The sequence below is a fragment of the Streptomyces sp. NPDC046303 genome, assembly GCF_055588085.1.
Genome location: NZ_JBVJFA010000007.1, coordinates 247,050 through 263,050, shown reverse-complemented (window position 1 = coordinate 263,050; position 16,001 = coordinate 247,050). Strand labels below are relative to the sequence as shown.

16 protein-coding genes are annotated in these 16,001 nt (G+C 69.8%); 6 read left to right on the top strand and 10 right to left on the bottom strand.

The annotated features are described in order from the left end of the window. Window positions 1-112 precede the first annotated feature (112 nt). From ACZ6I1_RS10320 to ACZ6I1_RS10290, 7 genes are all read right to left on the bottom strand, one after another. On the bottom strand, window positions 113-1,501 hold the full coding sequence (locus tag ACZ6I1_RS10320; RefSeq protein WP_469285298.1) for a nucleobase:cation symporter-2 family protein: 1,389 nt from the start codon (window positions 1,499-1,501) through the stop codon (window positions 113-115). 359 nt (window positions 1,502-1,860) lie between these two features. Beyond that, entirely contained in the window at window positions 1,861-3,264 is a 1,404-nt protein-coding gene (locus ACZ6I1_RS10315; RefSeq protein ID WP_469285297.1) for an 8-oxoguanine deaminase, read from the bottom strand. A gap of 189 nt (window positions 3,265-3,453) precedes the next feature. After that, on the bottom strand, window positions 3,454-4,377 hold the full coding sequence (pucL, locus tag ACZ6I1_RS10310) for a factor-independent urate hydroxylase (RefSeq protein ID WP_469285294.1): 924 nt from the start codon (window positions 4,375-4,377) through the stop codon (window positions 3,454-3,456). Between the two features lies 1 nt (window position 4,378). After that, window positions 4,379-4,768, bottom strand: coding sequence for a hydroxyisourate hydrolase (uraH, locus tag ACZ6I1_RS10305; RefSeq protein ID WP_469285292.1), 390 nt, complete (start codon window positions 4,766-4,768; stop codon window positions 4,379-4,381). Between the two features lie 2 nt (window positions 4,769-4,770). Continuing rightward, window positions 4,771-5,292, bottom strand: a complete 522-nt coding sequence (gene uraD, locus ACZ6I1_RS10300) for a 2-oxo-4-hydroxy-4-carboxy-5-ureidoimidazoline decarboxylase (protein ID WP_469285290.1) — start codon at window positions 5,290-5,292, stop codon at window positions 4,771-4,773. 166 nt (window positions 5,293-5,458) lie between these two features. Next, the gene (locus ACZ6I1_RS10295) at window positions 5,459-5,842 is read right to left on the bottom strand and encodes a helix-turn-helix domain-containing protein (RefSeq protein WP_469285289.1); all 384 of its coding nucleotides are present in this window, start codon (window positions 5,840-5,842) and stop codon (window positions 5,459-5,461) included. After that, a complete protein-coding gene (locus tag ACZ6I1_RS10290; RefSeq protein WP_469285287.1) occupies window positions 5,839-6,090 on the bottom strand; it encodes a thiamine-binding protein in 252 nt (83 codons plus the stop codon). Before ACZ6I1_RS10290 ends, ACZ6I1_RS10295 begins: the two co-directional genes overlap by 4 nt. A gap of 180 nt (window positions 6,091-6,270) precedes the next feature. On the opposite strand from ACZ6I1_RS10290, the gene ACZ6I1_RS10285 reads away from it, so the two are divergent. The 4 genes from ACZ6I1_RS10285 (at window position 6,271) to ACZ6I1_RS10270 (ending at window position 10,848) form a co-directional block, all read left to right on the top strand. Continuing rightward, window positions 6,271-7,104: a TIM barrel protein gene (locus tag ACZ6I1_RS10285; RefSeq protein WP_469285285.1), complete on the top strand. Its 834-nt coding sequence runs from the start codon at window positions 6,271-6,273 to the stop codon at window positions 7,102-7,104. A gap of 75 nt (window positions 7,105-7,179) precedes the next feature. Continuing rightward, entirely contained in the window at window positions 7,180-8,070 is an 891-nt protein-coding gene (locus ACZ6I1_RS10280; RefSeq protein ID WP_469285283.1) for a 2-hydroxy-3-oxopropionate reductase, read from the top strand. A gap of 213 nt (window positions 8,071-8,283) precedes the next feature. Further along, a complete protein-coding gene (locus tag ACZ6I1_RS10275; protein ID WP_469285317.1) occupies window positions 8,284-9,741 on the top strand; it encodes a catalase in 1,458 nt (485 codons plus the stop codon). Between the two features lie 516 nt (window positions 9,742-10,257). Continuing rightward, a complete protein-coding gene (locus ACZ6I1_RS10270; protein WP_469285281.1) occupies window positions 10,258-10,848 on the top strand; it encodes a TetR/AcrR family transcriptional regulator in 591 nt (196 codons plus the stop codon). A gap of 73 nt (window positions 10,849-10,921) precedes the next feature. Here ACZ6I1_RS10270 and gcl read toward each other — a convergent pair whose 3' ends face one another. Next, on the bottom strand, window positions 10,922-12,709 hold the full coding sequence (gcl, locus tag ACZ6I1_RS10265) for a glyoxylate carboligase (protein ID WP_469285279.1): 1,788 nt from the start codon (window positions 12,707-12,709) through the stop codon (window positions 10,922-10,924). 235 nt (window positions 12,710-12,944) lie between these two features. Here gcl and ACZ6I1_RS10260 point away from each other — a divergent pair, with 235 nt between their 5' ends. Next, window positions 12,945-13,826, top strand: a complete 882-nt coding sequence (locus tag ACZ6I1_RS10260; protein WP_469285276.1) for a hypothetical protein — start codon at window positions 12,945-12,947, stop codon at window positions 13,824-13,826. 79 nt (window positions 13,827-13,905) lie between these two features. Next, the gene (locus ACZ6I1_RS10255) at window positions 13,906-14,394 is read left to right on the top strand and encodes a glutathione peroxidase (RefSeq protein WP_469285273.1); all 489 of its coding nucleotides are present in this window, start codon (window positions 13,906-13,908) and stop codon (window positions 14,392-14,394) included. Window positions 14,395-14,472: 78 nt separating this feature from the next. On the opposite strand, the gene ACZ6I1_RS10250 is transcribed toward ACZ6I1_RS10255, so the two are convergent. Further along, window positions 14,473-15,192 (bottom strand): hypothetical protein, encoded by a 720-nt coding sequence (locus ACZ6I1_RS10250; protein ID WP_469285270.1) that lies wholly within the window; start codon window positions 15,190-15,192, stop codon window positions 14,473-14,475. A 26-nt stretch (window positions 15,193-15,218) separates the two neighbouring features. Further along, a complete protein-coding gene (locus ACZ6I1_RS10245) occupies window positions 15,219-15,977 on the bottom strand; it encodes a 4'-phosphopantetheinyl transferase family protein (protein WP_469285268.1) in 759 nt (252 codons plus the stop codon). Window positions 15,978-16,001 lie beyond the last annotated feature (24 nt).

Below are 16,001 nucleotides of genomic sequence, written 5' to 3'. Positions count from 1 at the left end.
CTCCCCATTCTCCCTTTCTTCCCACCACCCCCCTCCGGCCTTTCTCCTCTCCCCCCCCCCCCCCGGGGGTCCGGCGCCGCGTCCGGGCGGGCCGGACGGGCCGGGCCGGGTGTCAGTGCACCGGCACCGGTTCCGGGGCTGCCGCGGCCGTGCCCTTCTTGGCGCCGAGGTGGTTGAAGGCGAGGTTGAGCAGGATCGCCACGACGCAGCCGGTGCTGATGCCCGAGTCCAGGACGACCAGGAGGTCCTTGGGGAAGGCGTGGTAGAACTCCGGCGCGGCGATCGGGATCAGGCCGATGCCCACCGAGGCGGCGACGATCAGGGCGTTCTCGCCCTTCTCCATGGCCGCACCGGCCAGGGTCTGGATGCCGCTGGCCGCGACCGAGCCGAAGAGCACGATCCCGGCGCCGCCGAGGACCGGCAGCGGGACGACCCCGATGACGGAGGCGGCCATCGGGCACAGGCCGAGCAGGATCAGGATGCCGCCGCCGGCGGCGACCACGAACCGGCTGCGCACCTTGGTCATCGCGACCAGCCCGATGTTCTGCGCGAAGGCGCTGCACATGAAGCCGTTGAACAGCGGGCTGATCGCGCTGCCGAGGGTGTCGGCGCGCAGACCGCCCTCGATGGTCTTCGCGTCCGCCGGGCGGCCGACGATCTTGCCGAGCGCCAGGATGTCGGCGGTGGACTCGGTCATGCAGACGAGCATGACGATGCACATCGAGATGATCGCGGCGACCTGGAACTGCGGGGCGCCGAAGTGGAACGGGGTCGGGAAGCCGACCACCGAGGCGTTCTTGACGGCGTCGAAGCTGGTCATGCCGAGCGGCAGGGCTATCAGGGTGCCCGCGACCAGGCCCAGCAGGATGGAGATCTGCTGGAGGAACCCGCGCAGGAACTTGCGCATCAGCAGGACGATGACCAGGGTGAGGGCCGCCATGCCGATGTTCCGCATCGAGCCGTAGTCGCCGGCGGAGCTGTTGCCGCCCTGCGACCAGTTGAAGGCGACGGGCAGCAGCGATACGCCGATCAGGGTGATGACCGTACCCGTGACGACCGGCGGGAAGAAGCGGACGAGTTTGCCGAAGTAGGGGGCGGCGAAGAAGCCGAGGACTCCGGCGACGATGATCGCGCCGAAGATGATGGGGATGGCGTCGTCCCCCTCCCCCTTGCCGATCGCGATCATCGGTGTCACACCGGCGAAGGACACGCCGTTGACGAAGGGGAGCCTCGCGCCGATCTTCCAGAACCCGAGGGTCTGGAGGAGGGTGGCGAGTCCCGCCGTGAAGAGCGAGGCGCCCATCAGGAAGGCGGTCTCGGTGGCGGAGAGGCCCACGGCCGGGCCGACGATCATGGGCGGGGCGACGACACCCGCGTACATGGCGGCGACGTGCTGGAGACCGCTGGTGAACATTTTCAGCGGAGGCAGGGTCTCGTCGACCGGGTGCTTCTCCTCCGGTACTGCGACTGCGTCTTTGCGAAACCTGGGCGTTGCGGCCACGGCTTCCTCCGGTCGGGTAACACGTCGGCAGGGACGTGGGTGTCATGGAGGTGGTGCGAAGGCGTTGCGAGTCGAGCCTGTGTTCAGTTGTGGATGGTGCGGATGCTTGTCCCAAGGGGTGCAGAAACGATTCGCCCAAAACCGTCCCGCGCGATGCGGCTGCGTGATGCGGCCGCGCGATGCGGCTGCGTGAGGGAGCCAGTGGCACGAGTCACCGCTCCCGGGGCGCGCCCTCGGATCACCTCGGGCGCCACCCGGGAACGGCTGCCGCGGACCCCGCTCGGGTCCGCGGCCGCCGGCCGGGGGCCGTCCCCCCCGGCCGGACTCTGAAGGTCCGCCCGGCAGCGCCGGGCGGAGGATCAGGCCTGCGCGGAGATCCGCGCGAGGCGCTGGGCCTCTTCCCGCGTGGACACCGCGATGGCGTCCTCGTCGGCGAAGAGCAGCCGGTTGTTCTCGACGATCTGCTTGCCGTTGACGAACGACGCGGTCACCGGGGCGGCCGCACCGAAGACCAGCGCGGTGACCGGGTCGGCGATCGAGGAGTGCAGGAACGTGCTCAGGTTCCACATCACCAGGTCGGCGCACTTGCCGACCTCGAGCGAGCCGATGCTGTCGGCGCGGCCGAGGACCTGGGCGCCGCCGTACGTCCCCAGGCGCAGCGCCTGGCGCGCGTTCAGGGCGCGCTCGCGGTGGACCGGGTTCAGGCGGTTGATCAGGAGCGCGTTGCGCAGCTCGGTGTGCAGCTCACCGGACTCGTTGGAGGCGGTGCCGTCCACGCCGAGGCCGACCGGTACGCCGGCGGCCAGCATGTCCGGGACGCGGGCGATGCCGGCGGCCAGACGGGCGTTGGAGGACGGGCAGTGCGCGACACCGGTCTTGGTACGGGCGAACGCGGCGATGTCGGAGTCGTTCATGTGGACGCTGTGCGCCATCCACACGTCCTCGCCGAGCCAGCCGGTCGACTCGAAGTAGTCGGTCGGGCCCATGCCGAAGAGCTCGTGGCAGAACTTCTCCTCCTCGACGGTCTCCGAGCCGTGCGTGTGCATGCGCACACCCAGGCGGCGGGCCAGCTCGGCGCCCTGCTTGAGCAGCTCGGTGGAGACCGAGAAGGGGGAGCAGGGGGCGACCGCGACCTGGGTCATCGCGTCGAAGGAGGCGTCGTGGTACTTCTTCACGGTCGCCTCGGTGTCGGCGAGCGCACCCTCGAGGGTCTCGACCGCGTGGTCCGGCGGCAGGCCGCCGTCCTTCTCGCTGCGGTCCATCGAGCCGCGGGCGAGGGTGAAGCGGACGCCCATCTCGGACGCGGCGCGGATGATCGAGCCCGAGAGGTCGCCGGAGCCCTTGGGGAAGACGTAGTGGTGGTCCATGGCGGTGGTGACGCCGCCCTTGGCCATCGCGGCGAGGGAGCCCTGCGCGGCCGTGTAGGTCATCTGCTCGTCGATGCGCGCCCAGGTGGGGTACAGCGCGACGAGCCAGTTGAAGAGGTTGTGGTCGGTGGCCAGGCCACGCGTGATCCACTGGTAGAAGTGGTGGTGGGTGTTGACCAGGCCGGGGGTGACGAGGTGACCCGTGCCGTCGATGCGGCGGACCACGTTCTCGAGGTTCTCGGGGGCTTTGCCCGCACCGATCGACTCGATCTTGTTGCCGGCGACGACCACGTAGCCCGAGGCGTACTCGGTGTCGTTCGCGTCGACGGTCGCAATCGCACAGTTCTCGATGACGATGCGCTCGACCGCGCTGTCAAGGGCTGCCGATGCTGCCATGGGACTTCCTCGTGCTTTCAGTGGCGGTGCGGGCACGGCAAGGCCCAGGAGATTTGAGTGCCGGAGCCGGGGCCTTGACAGCTGACAGTACTGCCGCCCCTGGGGATGCGTCCGGGTGCCGAATCAGGAAGCTCAAAGGTGTCGCGCGGTCCCGGGGCCACTGCGGAGCCCCGGGACGCGCGTGCCGCATCAGAGGTTGGTCATGTCCACGGGGATACGGGCGTCAACGCCGTCCCGGAGAACAGTGGCCTCGATCAGACCGTACGGACGGTCCGCGGCGAAGTAGACCTCGTTGTCGTTCTTGAGGCCGAACGGCTCAAGGTCGACGAGGAAGTGGTGCTTGTTCGGGAGCGAGAAGCGGACCTCGTCGATCTCCGAACGGTGGTTGATGATGCGCGAACCCATCTGGTACAGGGTCTGCTGCAGCGAGAGGGAGTAGGTCTCCGCGAAGGCCTGGAGCATGTGCTTCTTGGTCTCGGCGTAGGACTTCTCCCAGTTGGGCATCCGCTGCTCGTCGTCCGACCAGTTGAAGCGCCAGCGAGCCGACACCTGGGTGGCCAGGATCCGGTCGTAGGCCTCCTTCAGCGTCGTGTACTTGTCCTTCACGTAACCCCAGAACTCGGAGTTCGTGGAGTTCATGACGACGAGGTCCTTGAGGCCGGAGATGACCTCCCAGTTCGTGCCGTCGTACGTGATCTGGGTGACGCGGGTCTCCATGCCCTTGCGGACGAAGGAGTGGTTGACCTCGTCGGCGCCGATGAACTTGGAGTTGGCGTCGGAGGTGGCGATCCGGTCCCAGGCGTACTCCTCGATCCGGATGCGCGCCTTCTGGATCGGCTCCTGGCTGTTGACAAACCAGCGCGCCAGGTGGATGCCGAACTGCTCGGCGGACTCGATGCCGTACTCCTTGGCGAACGCGTACACCGTGTTCTTGGTGGTGTCCGTCGGCAGGACGTTGGCGTTCGAGCCGGAGTAGTGGACGTCGTCCATGTCGCCGGAGAGGGCGACCGAGACGTTCAGGTCCTTGATGTGGTGGGTGTCGCCGTCCCGCGTGATCTTGACGACGCGGTTCTCTGCCTTGCCGTACTGGTTCTGGCCCAGAATCGTGGCCATGCTAGCTCCCTCGGTAAACGGAGTAGCCGAACGGGTTGAGCAGCAGCGGTACGTGGTAGTGCTCGCCCGGGCTCACCGCGAAGGTGATGGTGACCTCGGGGAAGAACGTAGCGCTGTCCCTTACGCGGGGGGCGTCCTGCTGCGCCTCGGCTTGCTTCTTGGAGAAGTACGTCTCGGTCTCGAAGTCGAGACGCACGTGGGTGGTGCCCTCCGGCAGCGCCGGCAGGTCCTTGCAACGCCCGTCGGCGTCGGTGGCGGAACCGCCCAGGGCCGCCCACTCGCCGTCGAGCCCGGTGCGGGCCGACAGGGAGATGGCGACGCCCTCGGCGGGCTTGCCGATGCTGGTGTCCAGGATGTGCGTGGACACCGATGCGGTGGTCGCGGTGCTCATGCTCACTCTCCTTCTTCTTCTGCGTGCTCGACGAGGCGGGTCAGGCGGATCTTGTTGATCTTGACGAGCTCACCGCGGGCGATCTCTCGCTCCTGCTCCGGCGAGTTGTCGATCCGGACCTTGACCGCGTCCCGCATGAACTCACCGGTCGCACCGGTGGCGCAGATGAGGAAGACGTGGCCGAACTTCTCCTGGTACGCCAGGTTGAGTTCGAGGAGCTCGTTCTTGAGCTCCTCCGAGGCGCCGGCCATGCCACGCTGCTCGCGGGCGGAGGTCGGGTCTCCCGGCTTCGGCCGGCCGATCGGCGCGTGGCCTGCCATCGCTTCGGCCAGGTCCTCCGCGGTGAGCTCCGCCATGGCGGCCTCGTTCGCGGCGAACAGGGATGCAGCGGTGGCGAAGGGGCGCTGGGCGAGCAGCTTGCTCCCCCACGCCGAACTGGCGCACACCTCGTGCAGCTCGGCCGTGGCCGCGCTGTCGTCCAAGGCGTTGAACCGGGTGAGACCCGGTGTCGGACTCGAAGTCACGGTAGGCCTCCGTGGCCTGTTGTTGCTTTGACGGGCTGCGCATAGCTAACGCCCTCGACAACACCGCGTCAACACTTTGTTGAAACTTCCCGTACACAAAAGCCGCCGCCCGGATGAATTGGGCGGCGGCTCGTCACTGTGGGTCAGGCCGCGTTCACGCTTGGCTTCATTTTTGGGCGGTCTTGTTGGGGTTTTCCCGGTTCAGGTAGTTGTACACCGTGAAGCGGCTTACGCCCAGGGCGCCCGCGACCGTTTCCACGCCGTGCCGCACGGAGAAGGCGCCTCGCGCCTCCAGTATCCGGACGATGTCCTGCTTGGTCTTCCGGTCGAGCTGGGACAACGGTACGCCGTGCCGGCGCTCCAGCGCGGCCAGGATGTGGTCCAGCGAGTCCGAGAGCTGGGGCAGGCGCACGGCCAGCAGGTCCTGGCCCTCCCAGCTGAGCACGACGTCGTCGGGCTGGGCGAGGGCCGGGTCCAGCAGCTCGCCGCCCATGGCGTCCACCAGCGGTTTGACCGCGGTGACGAACGGGTGGTCGCGGGGCTCGGTCATGGCGTGTCCTCCCCGAGCACATTGACCTGGAGCGAGACGCGGGTGGCCCCGGCCTCCAGGGAATCGCGCAGCAGCGCGCCCACCGCGGCCAGCACCCGGTCGGCCTCGCCCTCCGCGGTATTGCCGAACGGGCCGACGTCCACCGCGTCCAGTTCGGCTTTCTGGATGACCTCGCGAGCGGCCACGGCGTGGGCAGGGGCCTCTTCGAGGTCGAAGGGCTCGGTCGTGAACTCCACTCTCAATCGCACGCTCGCCAAGCTACCGGGCGGGAAGGAGCGGCGCGACAGCGCCTCCTTGAGGGGTGGCGGCCGGGCGACGGGCGGGCAGGACTTTTCGGGAGTCCGCACTTGACAGCCGCGCGAACCTCCATGCAGTCTTCCATCAAGCAGAAACTAACTTCCGCAATACGGAAGGAGCGCACACCGCTCATGGGATACACGGACCAGCGCTTCGATGTGAACCTTTCGATCCTCTTCACGGAACTCCCGCTCCTGGAGCGTCCCGCGGCTGCCGCCGCGGCGGGCTTCACCGCGGTCGAGCTGTGGTGGCCCTGGATCGAGACCCCCACCCCCGCACAGGCCGAGCTCGACGCCCTCAAGAAGGCTCTCGAGGACGCCGGCACCCAGCTGGTGGGCCTGAACTTCTACGCCGGCCAGCTGCCGGGGCCGGACCGCGGTGCGGTGTCGGTACCCGGTGAGGAGTCGGAGCGCTTCAAGGCCAACATCAACGTGGCCGCCGACTTCGCGGCCTCGGTCGGCTGCAAGGCGCTGAACGCCCTGTACGGCAACCGCGTCGAAGGCGTGGACCCCGCGGTCCAGGACGAGCTCGCGCTCGAGAACCTGGTCGTGGCGGCCCGGGCCGCCGACCGCGTCGGCGCGATCCTCCTGATCGAGACCCTCAACAAGCCCGAGTCGCCGCTCTACCCGCTGGTGAGCGCCCCGGCCGCCATCGAGGTAGTGGACAAGGTGAACGAGGCCACCGGCCTCGGGAACGCCAAGTTCCTGCTCGACCTGTACCACCTGGCGATGAACGACGAGGACCTCTCCGAGGTCATCGAAAAGTACGCCGCCAAGACCGGGCACGTCCAGATCGCCGACAAGCCCGGCCGAGGCGCCCCCGGCACCGGTGAGCTGCCCCTCGAGGAGCTGCTCGACCAGCTGAAGAAGGCCGGATACGAGGGCTACGTAGGCCTGGAGTACAAGGCCGCCGACGCTGCCGCTTCCTTCGCGTGGCTGCCCGCCGAGGCACGCGCCGCGAAGTAGGCGGACAAAGTCCAGGCGATCAGCCAGGCACCACACGCACTTTTCGTACAAAGCATTAAGAGAAGGATCCTCGTCATGAGCAACCTCCCCAAGATTGCCTGGATCGGCCTCGGAATCATGGGCTCCCCCATGGCCGAGAACCTCCTGAAGGCCGGCTACTCGGTCACCGGCTTCACCCTGGAGCAGGACAAGCTGGACCGCCTGGCCGCCGCCGGCGGTACCGCGGCCGGCTCGATCGCCGAGGCCGTCAAGGACGCCGACGTCATCATCACGATGGTGCCCGCCTCCCCGCAGGTCGAGGCCATCTCCTACGGCGAGAACGGCATCCTCGAGAACGCCAAGTCCGGCGCGCTGATCGTGGACATGTCCTCGATCACCCCGCAGACCTCGATCGACCTGGCGAAGAACGCCGCGGCGAAGGGCATCCGCGTCCTGGACGCCCCGGTGTCCGGCGGCGAGGCCGGCGCCATCGAGGCCGTCCTGTCGATCATGGTGGGTGGCGAGCAGGCCGACTTCGACGAGGCCCTGCCGGTCCTCCAGGCCCTCGGCAAGACCATCGTGCTCTGCGGCCCGCACGGCTCCGGCCAGACGGTCAAGGCAGCCAACCAGCTCATCGTCGCGGTGAACATCCAGGCGTGCGCCGAGGCCGTCGTCTTCCTCGAGAAGTCCGGCGTGAACCTCCAGGCCGCCCTGGACGTCCTCAACGGCGGTCTGGCCGGCTCCACGGTCCTGACCCGCAAGAAGGACAACTTCCTGAACCGCGACTTCAAGCCCGGTTTCCGGATCGACCTGCACCACAAGGACATGGGCATCGTCACCGACGCCGCCCGCAACGTCGGTGCGGCCCTCCCGGTCGGCGCGGTCGTCGCCCAGCTGGTCGCCTCGCTGCGCGCCCAGGGTGACGGCGGCCTGGACCACTCGGCCCTGCTCCGCGCCGTCGAGCGCCTCTCCGGCGCGCAGGTCTGACCGACCGAGCGGCCCTCCCCGTAGGGGGACCTGAGTTTCCGGATGGCGCCGGTGCTGACACCTGTCCTGTCGCGCCCAAGCGCCGGCGCCGTCCGGATTACCTCTCTTCAACTTCGTTCAACAAACTGTTGACGTTTAGTTCTCGCCGAAATTAGGCTGTTCCGCATGACGGAAGACGCTTTCCGTCAGCAGTTACCCGTACGGAAGGTCACCATGTCGAAGCGCACGCTGACGACCGAGTCCGGCGCCCCGGTCGCCGACAATCAGAACTCCGCCACCGCCGGCGTCGGTGGCCCGCTCCTGGTCCAGGACCAGCAGCTGCTCGAGAAGCTTGCCCGCTTCAACCGTGAGCGCATCCCGGAGCGCGTGGTGCACGCCCGCGGCTCGGGCGCGTACGGCTACTTCGAGGTGACCGACGACGTCACCGCGTACACCAGCGCCGCGTTCCTGAACACGGTCGGCAAGAAGACCGAGACCTTCCTGCGGTTCTCCACCGTGGCCGACTCGCTGGGTGGCGCGGACGCGGTCCGCGACCCGCGCGGCTTCGCGCTGAAGTTCTACACCGAAGAGGGCAACTACGACCTCGTCGGCAACAACACCCCGGTGTTCTTCATCAAGGACCCGATCAAGTTCCCCGACTTCATCCACTCCCAGAAGCGCGACCCCTTCACGGGCAAGCAGGAGCCGGACAACGTCTGGGACTTCTGGGCGCACGCCCCCGAGGCGACGCACCAGATCACCTGGCTCATGGGTGACCGCGGCATCCCGGCGTCGTACCGCCACATGAACGGCTACGGCTCCCACACGTACCAGTGGACCAACGCGCAGGGCGAGGCCTTCTTCGTCAAGTACCACTTCAAGACGAACCAGGGCATCCGCTGCCTGTCGGCCGAGCAGGCCGCCGAGCTCGTCGGCCAGGACGCGAACTCGCACCAGACCGACCTGCTCCAGGCGATCGAGCGCGGCGTGAACCCGAGCTGGACCCTCTACGTCCAGATCATGCCCGCCGCCGAGGCCGCGGACTACCGCTTCAACCCGTTCGACCTCACCAAGGTGTGGCCGCACGCCGACTACCCGCTGCAGCGCGTGGGCCGTCTGGTCCTCGACCGCAACCCGGACAACGTCTTCGCCGAGGTCGAGCAGTCCGCGTTCTCCCCGAACAACTTCGTCCCGGGCATCACCGCCTCGCCGGACAAGATGCTCCAGGGCCGCCTGTTCGCGTACGCCGACGCCCAGCGCTACCGCCTCGGTGTGAACCACACCCAGCTGCCGGTCAACGCCCCGAAGGCGACGAAGGCCGACAACTACGGCCGCGACGGCGTCATGGCGCTGCGCAACGGCTCGCGCCACGACAAGAACTACGAGCCCAACTCGTACCAGGGTCCGGCCGAGACCGGTCTGGCGCTGGGCGCCCCGAAGGCCGTCTCCGGCTACACGGGTACCCACGAGGCTCCGGCCCACACCAAGGACGACGACTTCTTCCAGGCCGGTGAGCTCTACCGCCTGATGTCGGAGGCCGAGAAGCAGCGTCTGGTGGCGAACATCGCCGGCGGTCTGTCTCAGGTCACCCTGGAAGACGTCATCGAGAAGAACCTGGCTCACTTCCACGCCGCCGACGCCGACTACGGCAAGCGCGTCGAGGAGGCCGTCCGCGCCCTGCGCGACGCCTGAGCCGACAGCTGTACCGGGGGCCTGACGGGAGGTCAGGCCCCGGGTGCCGGCCCGAGCCGCATACCCGGATGAGGGGTGGTAGGCGGTGAGGGCAGACTGCGCCGGCCCGTGTGGTTGGCGCCGCGTGAGGACCGTGGCGAGCGTGCGAGCCAGTGCGGTGGTAATGGGTTCCGAGGCCCGTCTCTTGACCTGAGGGAGACGGCGCCGGAGTTCTCGTCGCCCGCCCGCCACGGTCCCAGCCGCTTCTCTCCCGTACAGGGGCTGCGCACAGAGCCCCCTGCACGGAACCGAGGAGCCCTCCTACTCCGCCCGGCGGTGCGAACGTCCTGTCGCGCCAGCCTCGCTCCGTCGGGCGGTAACAACCAGAGCGCCGAGTCACGGACGGTCCCGTGACTCGGCGCTTTGTCGTTCCCGCCCCGCCTGCCGGGCCGCCGCACCGCATCCCGGGACGTCCGTGCGGGGGACGGCTATCGTGAGGGCTGACTGAAAGCTCAGTCAAGGAGTCCTGACCGAAGGGTGCGAGCGAGCGTGGCCGACCGGCAGTCGTTGATTGTGGAGGCAGCCGTGCGGGTCATCGCCCGCAGCGGCGTCAGAGGGCTGCGCGTCGAGGAACTCGCGGCCGAGGCCGGGGTGTCCACCGCGCTCATCTACTACCACTTCAAGGACCGCGCCGGCCTGGTGCGGCGTACCCTGGCCTTCGTCAGCGACCGCGCCACCGGCTACACCGACGAGGCCCTGAAGGGCGCCGACGACGCCCGCGACACGCTGCTCCAGCTGCTGCTGGGCGAGCTCCAGGACATCCCCCGCATCCGCGAGAACAGCATCGCCTGGGGCGAGTTGCGGGCCAGCGCGGTCTTCGACAGCGACCTGCGCGAGACCCTGGCCGAATCCACCCGCTCCTGGACGCAGGACACCGCGGACGCCGTCTCCGACGCGCAGGCGGCCGGACTCGCGGACCTGCACGTGGAGCCGCTGGACGCCGCCGAGCGGCTCACCGCCCTCGTGGAGGGGCTCAGCGAGCGCTGGCTGAGCGGCTCCCTGACCCTGGAGCGCGCCCGCGAGCTGCTGACCGGCGCGGTGGACGCGGAGCTCGGCCCCCGGCCGTAGACCCCAAACGCGGAACGACCCCCGCCCCTCCTGGTGGAGGGACGGGGGTCGTCGCGTACAGCTGACGTGCCGATCAGACCTTGAGGGACTTGATCGCGGTCGGGGCGTGGCCCGGCTCCGTCGCGAGCTCCTCGAACTCGGTGACGTCGCTCATGTCGACCGTCTTGCTCATCGAGATGTTGGTGACGCGCTCCAGGATGGCCTCGACGACGACCGGGACCTGGAACTCCTGGGCCAGCTTCTTGGCCTGCTCGAAGGCGGCGCCCAGCTCGTTCGGGTCGGTGACGCGGATGGCCTTGACGCCCAGGCCCTCGGCGACCTTGACGTGGTCGACGCCGTAGACGCCCAGCTCCGGGGTGTTGATGTTCTCGAACTCGAGGTTGACCTCGAAGTTGATGCCGAGGCCGCCCTGCGCCTGACGGATCAGGCCCAGGTAGGCGTTGTTCACGAGGACGTGGACGTAGGGGACCTTGTGCTGCGCGGCGACCGCGAGTTCCTCGATCATGAACTGGAAGTCGTAGTCGCCGGAGAGGGCGACGATCGGGGTCTCGGGGTCGGCGGTGGCGGCACCGATCGCGGCCGGGATGGTCCAGCCGAGCGGGCCGGCCTGACCGCAGTTGATCCAGTGGCGCGGCTTGAAGACGTGCAGCATCTGCGCGCCGGCGATCTGGGAGAGGCCGATGGTGGTGACGTAACGCGTCTCCGGGCCGAAGGCCTTGTTCATCTCCTCGTAGACGCGCTGCGGCTTCATCGGGATGTTGTCGAAGTGCGTACGGCGCTGGAGGGTGGCCTTGCGCTCCTGGCCCGAGGCGGCCCAGGCGGAGAAGTCCGGCAGCTTGCCCTCGGCCTTGAGCTCCTTGGCCACCTCGATGAAGAGCTCCAGGGCGGCCTTGGCGTCGGAGGCGATGCCGAAGTCCGGCGCGAAGATCTTGCCGATCTGGGTGGGCTCGATGTCGACGTGGACGAACTTGCGGTCGCCGAGGTACGCGTCGAGGTTGTAGCCGGTGTGGCGGTTGGCCCAGCGGTTGCCGATGCCGAGGACGAAGTCCGACTCCAGGAAGGTCGCGTTGCCGTAGCGGTGCGAGGTCTGGACGCCGACCATGCCCGCGCTCAGCTCGTGGTCGTCGGGGATGACGCCCCAGCCCATCAGGGTGGAGATGACCGGGACGCCGGTCAGCTCGGCGAACTCGACCAGCAGGTCCGAGGCGTCGGCGTTGATGATGCCGCCGCCGGCGACGATCAGCGGCCGCTCGGACTCCAGCAGGAACTGCAGGGCCTTGACGGCCTGGGCGCGGGACGCCTGCGGCTTGTAGACCGGCAGCGGCTGGTAGGTCTCCGGGTCGAACTCGATCTCCGTCAGCTGGACGTCGATCGGGAGGTCGATCAGGACCGGGCCCGGACGGCCGGAGCGCATCAGGTGGAAGGCCTCCTGGAACACGCCGGGGACCTGCGCGGCCTCCAGGACGGTCGTGGCCTTCTTGGTGACCGGCTTGGCGATCGAGGCGATGTCGACGGCCTGGAAGTCCTCCTTGTGGAGCTTCGAGACCGGAGCCTGACCGGTGATGCACAGGATCGGGATCGAGTCGGCGATCGCCGAGTACAGCCCGGTGATCATGTCGGTGCCGGCGGGGCCGGACGTACCGATGCAGACACCGATGTTGCCCGCCTTGGCACGCGTGTATCCCTCCGCCATGTGCGAGGCGCCCTCGACGTGGCGGGCCAGCGTGTGGTTGATGCCGCCCACGTTCTTGAGCTCGCGGTAGAACGGGTTGATCGCAGCGCCGGGCACGCCGAAGGCTTGCGAAACGCCCTCGAGCTTGAGGATCTCCACTGCAGCGGCGGCGGCTGTCATACGGGGCATCGAGTTCTCCTGCGGGTCCGACGGTCAGGCTTTTCCGTAATCCGGAAGTTTTGTTCTGCTATACGGAACAAGCTAAGCGGCGGCCTTCCCGACGTCAAGGCGGTAGGGGACCCCGGATGGCACCAAAAGCCGCGTCTCGCTCGGCGACTTGCACAAATGGCGGGTGTGGTCGCCCCGGCGGTCGCGCGTGGTGGAGCATGTACCTACGCACAGCGACGAAGGGGGTCCAGGTCTCATGGCAGAAGCGGTACCGGTGCGCTGCCCGGCGTGCCTGCGCGAGAACGGCTACACCGCCCCGGTCTATCCCTGTGCCTGCGGGAGCCCGGTCCACCCGCCGCTGGACCTGTCCGCGCCGCCCGAGCCGCTGACCCACCGGACCTGGTCCGACGCCTGGGTGACGGTGCGCTGCGAGCCCTGCGGGCGGGAGAGCGAGTGGCCGCATCCCGAGGTGGGGTGCGCGTCGTGCGGCACGGTGGTGCGGATCGCGGTGCATCCCGTGCATCCCGTACACCCGGAACCGGCGGCGAAAGCGGCCGGGGGCGGAGACGGCCCGGGGGCGGACCCAGCCGCCACCCGGACGCCGCCGTCCGGCGCTCAGGGCGATCCGCAGGCCGGTCCGGAGGCCGCGCGGTCGGGTCCGGCGTCCGGGACGCGCTCCGGAGGCCGCGGCGGCGCTCCGCGCGACCGGTCCTCGGCGCAAGCGTCACCGCCGTCGGCCACGCCGGTGCCGCGGCCCGCGTTCCGGCCGGTGACCATCCGCACGGCCCGCGACGCGGTGGCCACCGCCGCGCTCTACCTGCGCTGGCTCGGCTTCCAGGACGTACGGCAGCCCGACGGGCGCCCGATCCCCTCGGCGGCCGTGGACCTGCGTGCTCCGGGGCTGGTGGCGCAGGTGGACCCGACGACCGCGCCGGCCGGGCTGCGGGCGGTGGAGTGCGTCTGGCTGAACGGACTCACAGCTTCCGCGACCAGCGTCTACTTCTCCCTCGCCGGATACACGGAGGACGCCCGCACCCGCGCGGACGATCTCGGGATACCGCTGTTCGTCATGGACCTCACGGGCATGCCGCAGCCCGTCAACGACCCGGCGGACGAGCTGGTCGGCACGGGCGCCTAGCGGGGCCACCGGCCCGGCCAGGCCCGCCGGGCATCACCTACGCTCGGAGGCGTTATCCGCTTCCTGCCAGGAGAGCCCGATGAGCCTGTACGACATCCCGCTGACCACCCTGTCCGACGAGCCGACCAGCCTCGGGGCCCACAAGGGCAAGGCGATCCTGCTGGTGAACACCGCTTCGCAGTGCGGGCTCACCCCGCAGTACTCGGGCCTGGCCCGGCTGCAGTTCAAGTACGAGGAGAAGGGCTTCACCGTCATCGGCGTGCCCTGCAACCAGTTCGGCGAGCAGGAGCCCGGCAACGCCGAGGACATCCAGACCTTCTGCGCGGCCGGTTTCGGCGTCACCTTCCCGATCCTGGAGAAGTCCGAGGTCAACGGCGAAAACCGGCACCCCCTCTACCAGGAGCTGGTGAAGACCCCGGACGCCGAGGGCGAGGCGGGGGACATCCAGTGGAACTTCGAGAAGTTCCTGATCTCCCCCGCCGGTGAGGTCGTGGCGCGCTTCCGCCCGCGCACCGAGCCCGAGTCCCCCGAGGTCATCGCCGCCATCGAGGCGCACCTGCCCGCCTGAGGCCCGTCACGCGCGGGAGGGCACGCTGATGCCCGGGCCGTCTGCGGCCCGGGCATCAGGCGTCGCACCCCCCGTCGGTCAGACCTCCGCCTCGTAGCGGGCGGTCAGGGCCTGCCAGGCGGCCAGCAGCTCCGCGCGGCGGCCGGCGGCGGCCGGGTCGGGCGAGCGGACGGACAGCCGGGAGCCGGACGCGACCGAGCAGTGGTAGACGCCCGCGTCGGGGGCGAACCAGGCACGCAGCAGCCAGCCGGGCGGCGGCGTCGGGGGGCCGGCGTGGTCGAAGACGAAGACGGGCTCCCCGGGGCGGTACGGGCCGGCCGTGCGGGCGACAGCGGCGAGCGGGCCCGCTGCCGTGAGCACGCCCGGGGCGGTGATCTCCGCAAGGTCGCGATCGGCGACCTGCCAGCGCGCCATCAGCGCCCGCCAGGCCAGGTAGGCGGGCTGGTCCGCAGCCGGTGCCTGGTCCCGGTCCGCGGGCCGGGCGGCGGGGTGGGCGGTGGCCGGGTCCGCCCCGGCCGCCACCGCGGCGATCGCCTCCAGCAGTCCGGCGGCCCGGGCCGCCGCGGCCGGCTCGCCCCGGTACCGCAGCCGCAGCTCGGGCCCGTCCCACCCGCCGGTCACCTCGGCGACGGCCCCCTCGTACTGCAGGACCCGGCCCCGCCGCCCCGCGCGCCAGCCCCCGGGCGGGGAGACCTCGCCCGTCAGCGTGAGGGAGACGGCGCGTGCCAGGTCGGCCGTGCCGAGCCCGGGGGCGACGGCGTGCAGCCTGAGCAGGGCGGCGGCGGGTCGGGTCGTCATGGGGTTCCTCGATGCGTGGGTGACGGTCACAGGGTCAGGACGAAGGAGTCCGCACTGCCTTGCGAAGAAGGGGCCGGCGCCGGCGCCGGCCGGTCGCGCCCGAGTAGCTGGTTCAGCGACATCGGGGGCCGGTCCCGGGTGACCACCGCGGCCACGGCCGCCGGGAGCGCGCCGCGTGCCGCGAGGGGTTCCGTACGGCCGTACCAGGCGTCCGGGGGGCCGTGGCCGGCGATGCCGCGCAGCGATACGGTGCCGCCCGGGCCGAGTGCGAGATCGACGTCCTTCGCCCCCCGGGCCAGCCCGAGGCCGGTCGCCTTGACCGCGGCCTCCAGCAGGGTCCAGGCCGGAAGGAAGACCTCGGGTTCGGCGGTGACCGGCAGGGCGGGGTAGACCGTGGCGAGCGCGTCCAGCGCCGCGGGCATCGGCCGCAGCCATTCGATGTCCACGCCGATCGGGCCGGTGTCGGCCGCCGCGAGGAGCAGCAGCCGTTCCGAGCGCGACCAGCTGATGTGCAGGTGCGGATGGTCCGGCAGGTACGGCTTTCCATGCGGCGCATGAGCGACGCGCAGCTCCGCCGGGGGAACGGCGAGCCGCTCCCCCAGCAGCTCGCGCACCGCCAGCCGGGCCCGCAGGAAGCGGCGGGTGGTGGTCGCGTGGGTGAACTCCGCGGCGCGCCTGTCCTCTTCCGGTGTCGCACGGGCCCTGCCGCCCGGGCGGGTGCCGGTGTCCGCGTACCGTGCCGGTGACCACGCGTGCTCGTCCAGATCCACCAGCCATACGTCCATGTGTTCTCCTCCTTTCGGTGGTGC

Bases quoted from the DNA above. Each gene is read 5' to 3' on its own strand.
- ACZ6I1_RS10315 (WP_469285297.1), bottom strand. From the start codon at position 3,264: ATGGCAGCATCGGCAGCCCTTGACAGCGCGGTCGAGCGCATCGTCATC.
- pucL (WP_469285294.1), bottom strand. From the start codon at position 4,377: ATGGCCACGATTCTGGGCCAGAACCAGTACGGCAAGGCAGAGAACCGC.
- uraH (WP_469285292.1), bottom strand. From the start codon at position 4,768: ATGAGCACCGCGACCACCGCATCGGTGTCCACGCACATCCTGGACACC.
- ACZ6I1_RS10295 (WP_469285289.1), bottom strand. From the start codon at position 5,842: ATGACCGAGCCCCGCGACCACCCGTTCGTCACCGCGGTCAAACCGCTG.
- ACZ6I1_RS10285 (WP_469285285.1), top strand. From the start codon at position 6,271: ATGGGATACACGGACCAGCGCTTCGATGTGAACCTTTCGATCCTCTTC.
- ACZ6I1_RS10280 (WP_469285283.1), top strand. From the start codon at position 7,180: ATGAGCAACCTCCCCAAGATTGCCTGGATCGGCCTCGGAATCATGGGC.
- ACZ6I1_RS10275 (WP_469285317.1), top strand. From the start codon at position 8,284: ATGTCGAAGCGCACGCTGACGACCGAGTCCGGCGCCCCGGTCGCCGAC.
- gcl (WP_469285279.1), bottom strand. From the start codon at position 12,709: ATGCCCCGTATGACAGCCGCCGCCGCTGCAGTGGAGATCCTCAAGCTC.
- ACZ6I1_RS10260 (WP_469285276.1), top strand. From the start codon at position 12,945: ATGGCAGAAGCGGTACCGGTGCGCTGCCCGGCGTGCCTGCGCGAGAAC.
- ACZ6I1_RS10255 (WP_469285273.1), top strand. From the start codon at position 13,906: ATGAGCCTGTACGACATCCCGCTGACCACCCTGTCCGACGAGCCGACC.
- ACZ6I1_RS10250 (WP_469285270.1), bottom strand. From the start codon at position 15,192: ATGACGACCCGACCCGCCGCCGCCCTGCTCAGGCTGCACGCCGTCGCC.
- ACZ6I1_RS10245 (WP_469285268.1), bottom strand. From the start codon at position 15,977: ATGGACGTATGGCTGGTGGATCTGGACGAGCACGCGTGGTCACCGGCA.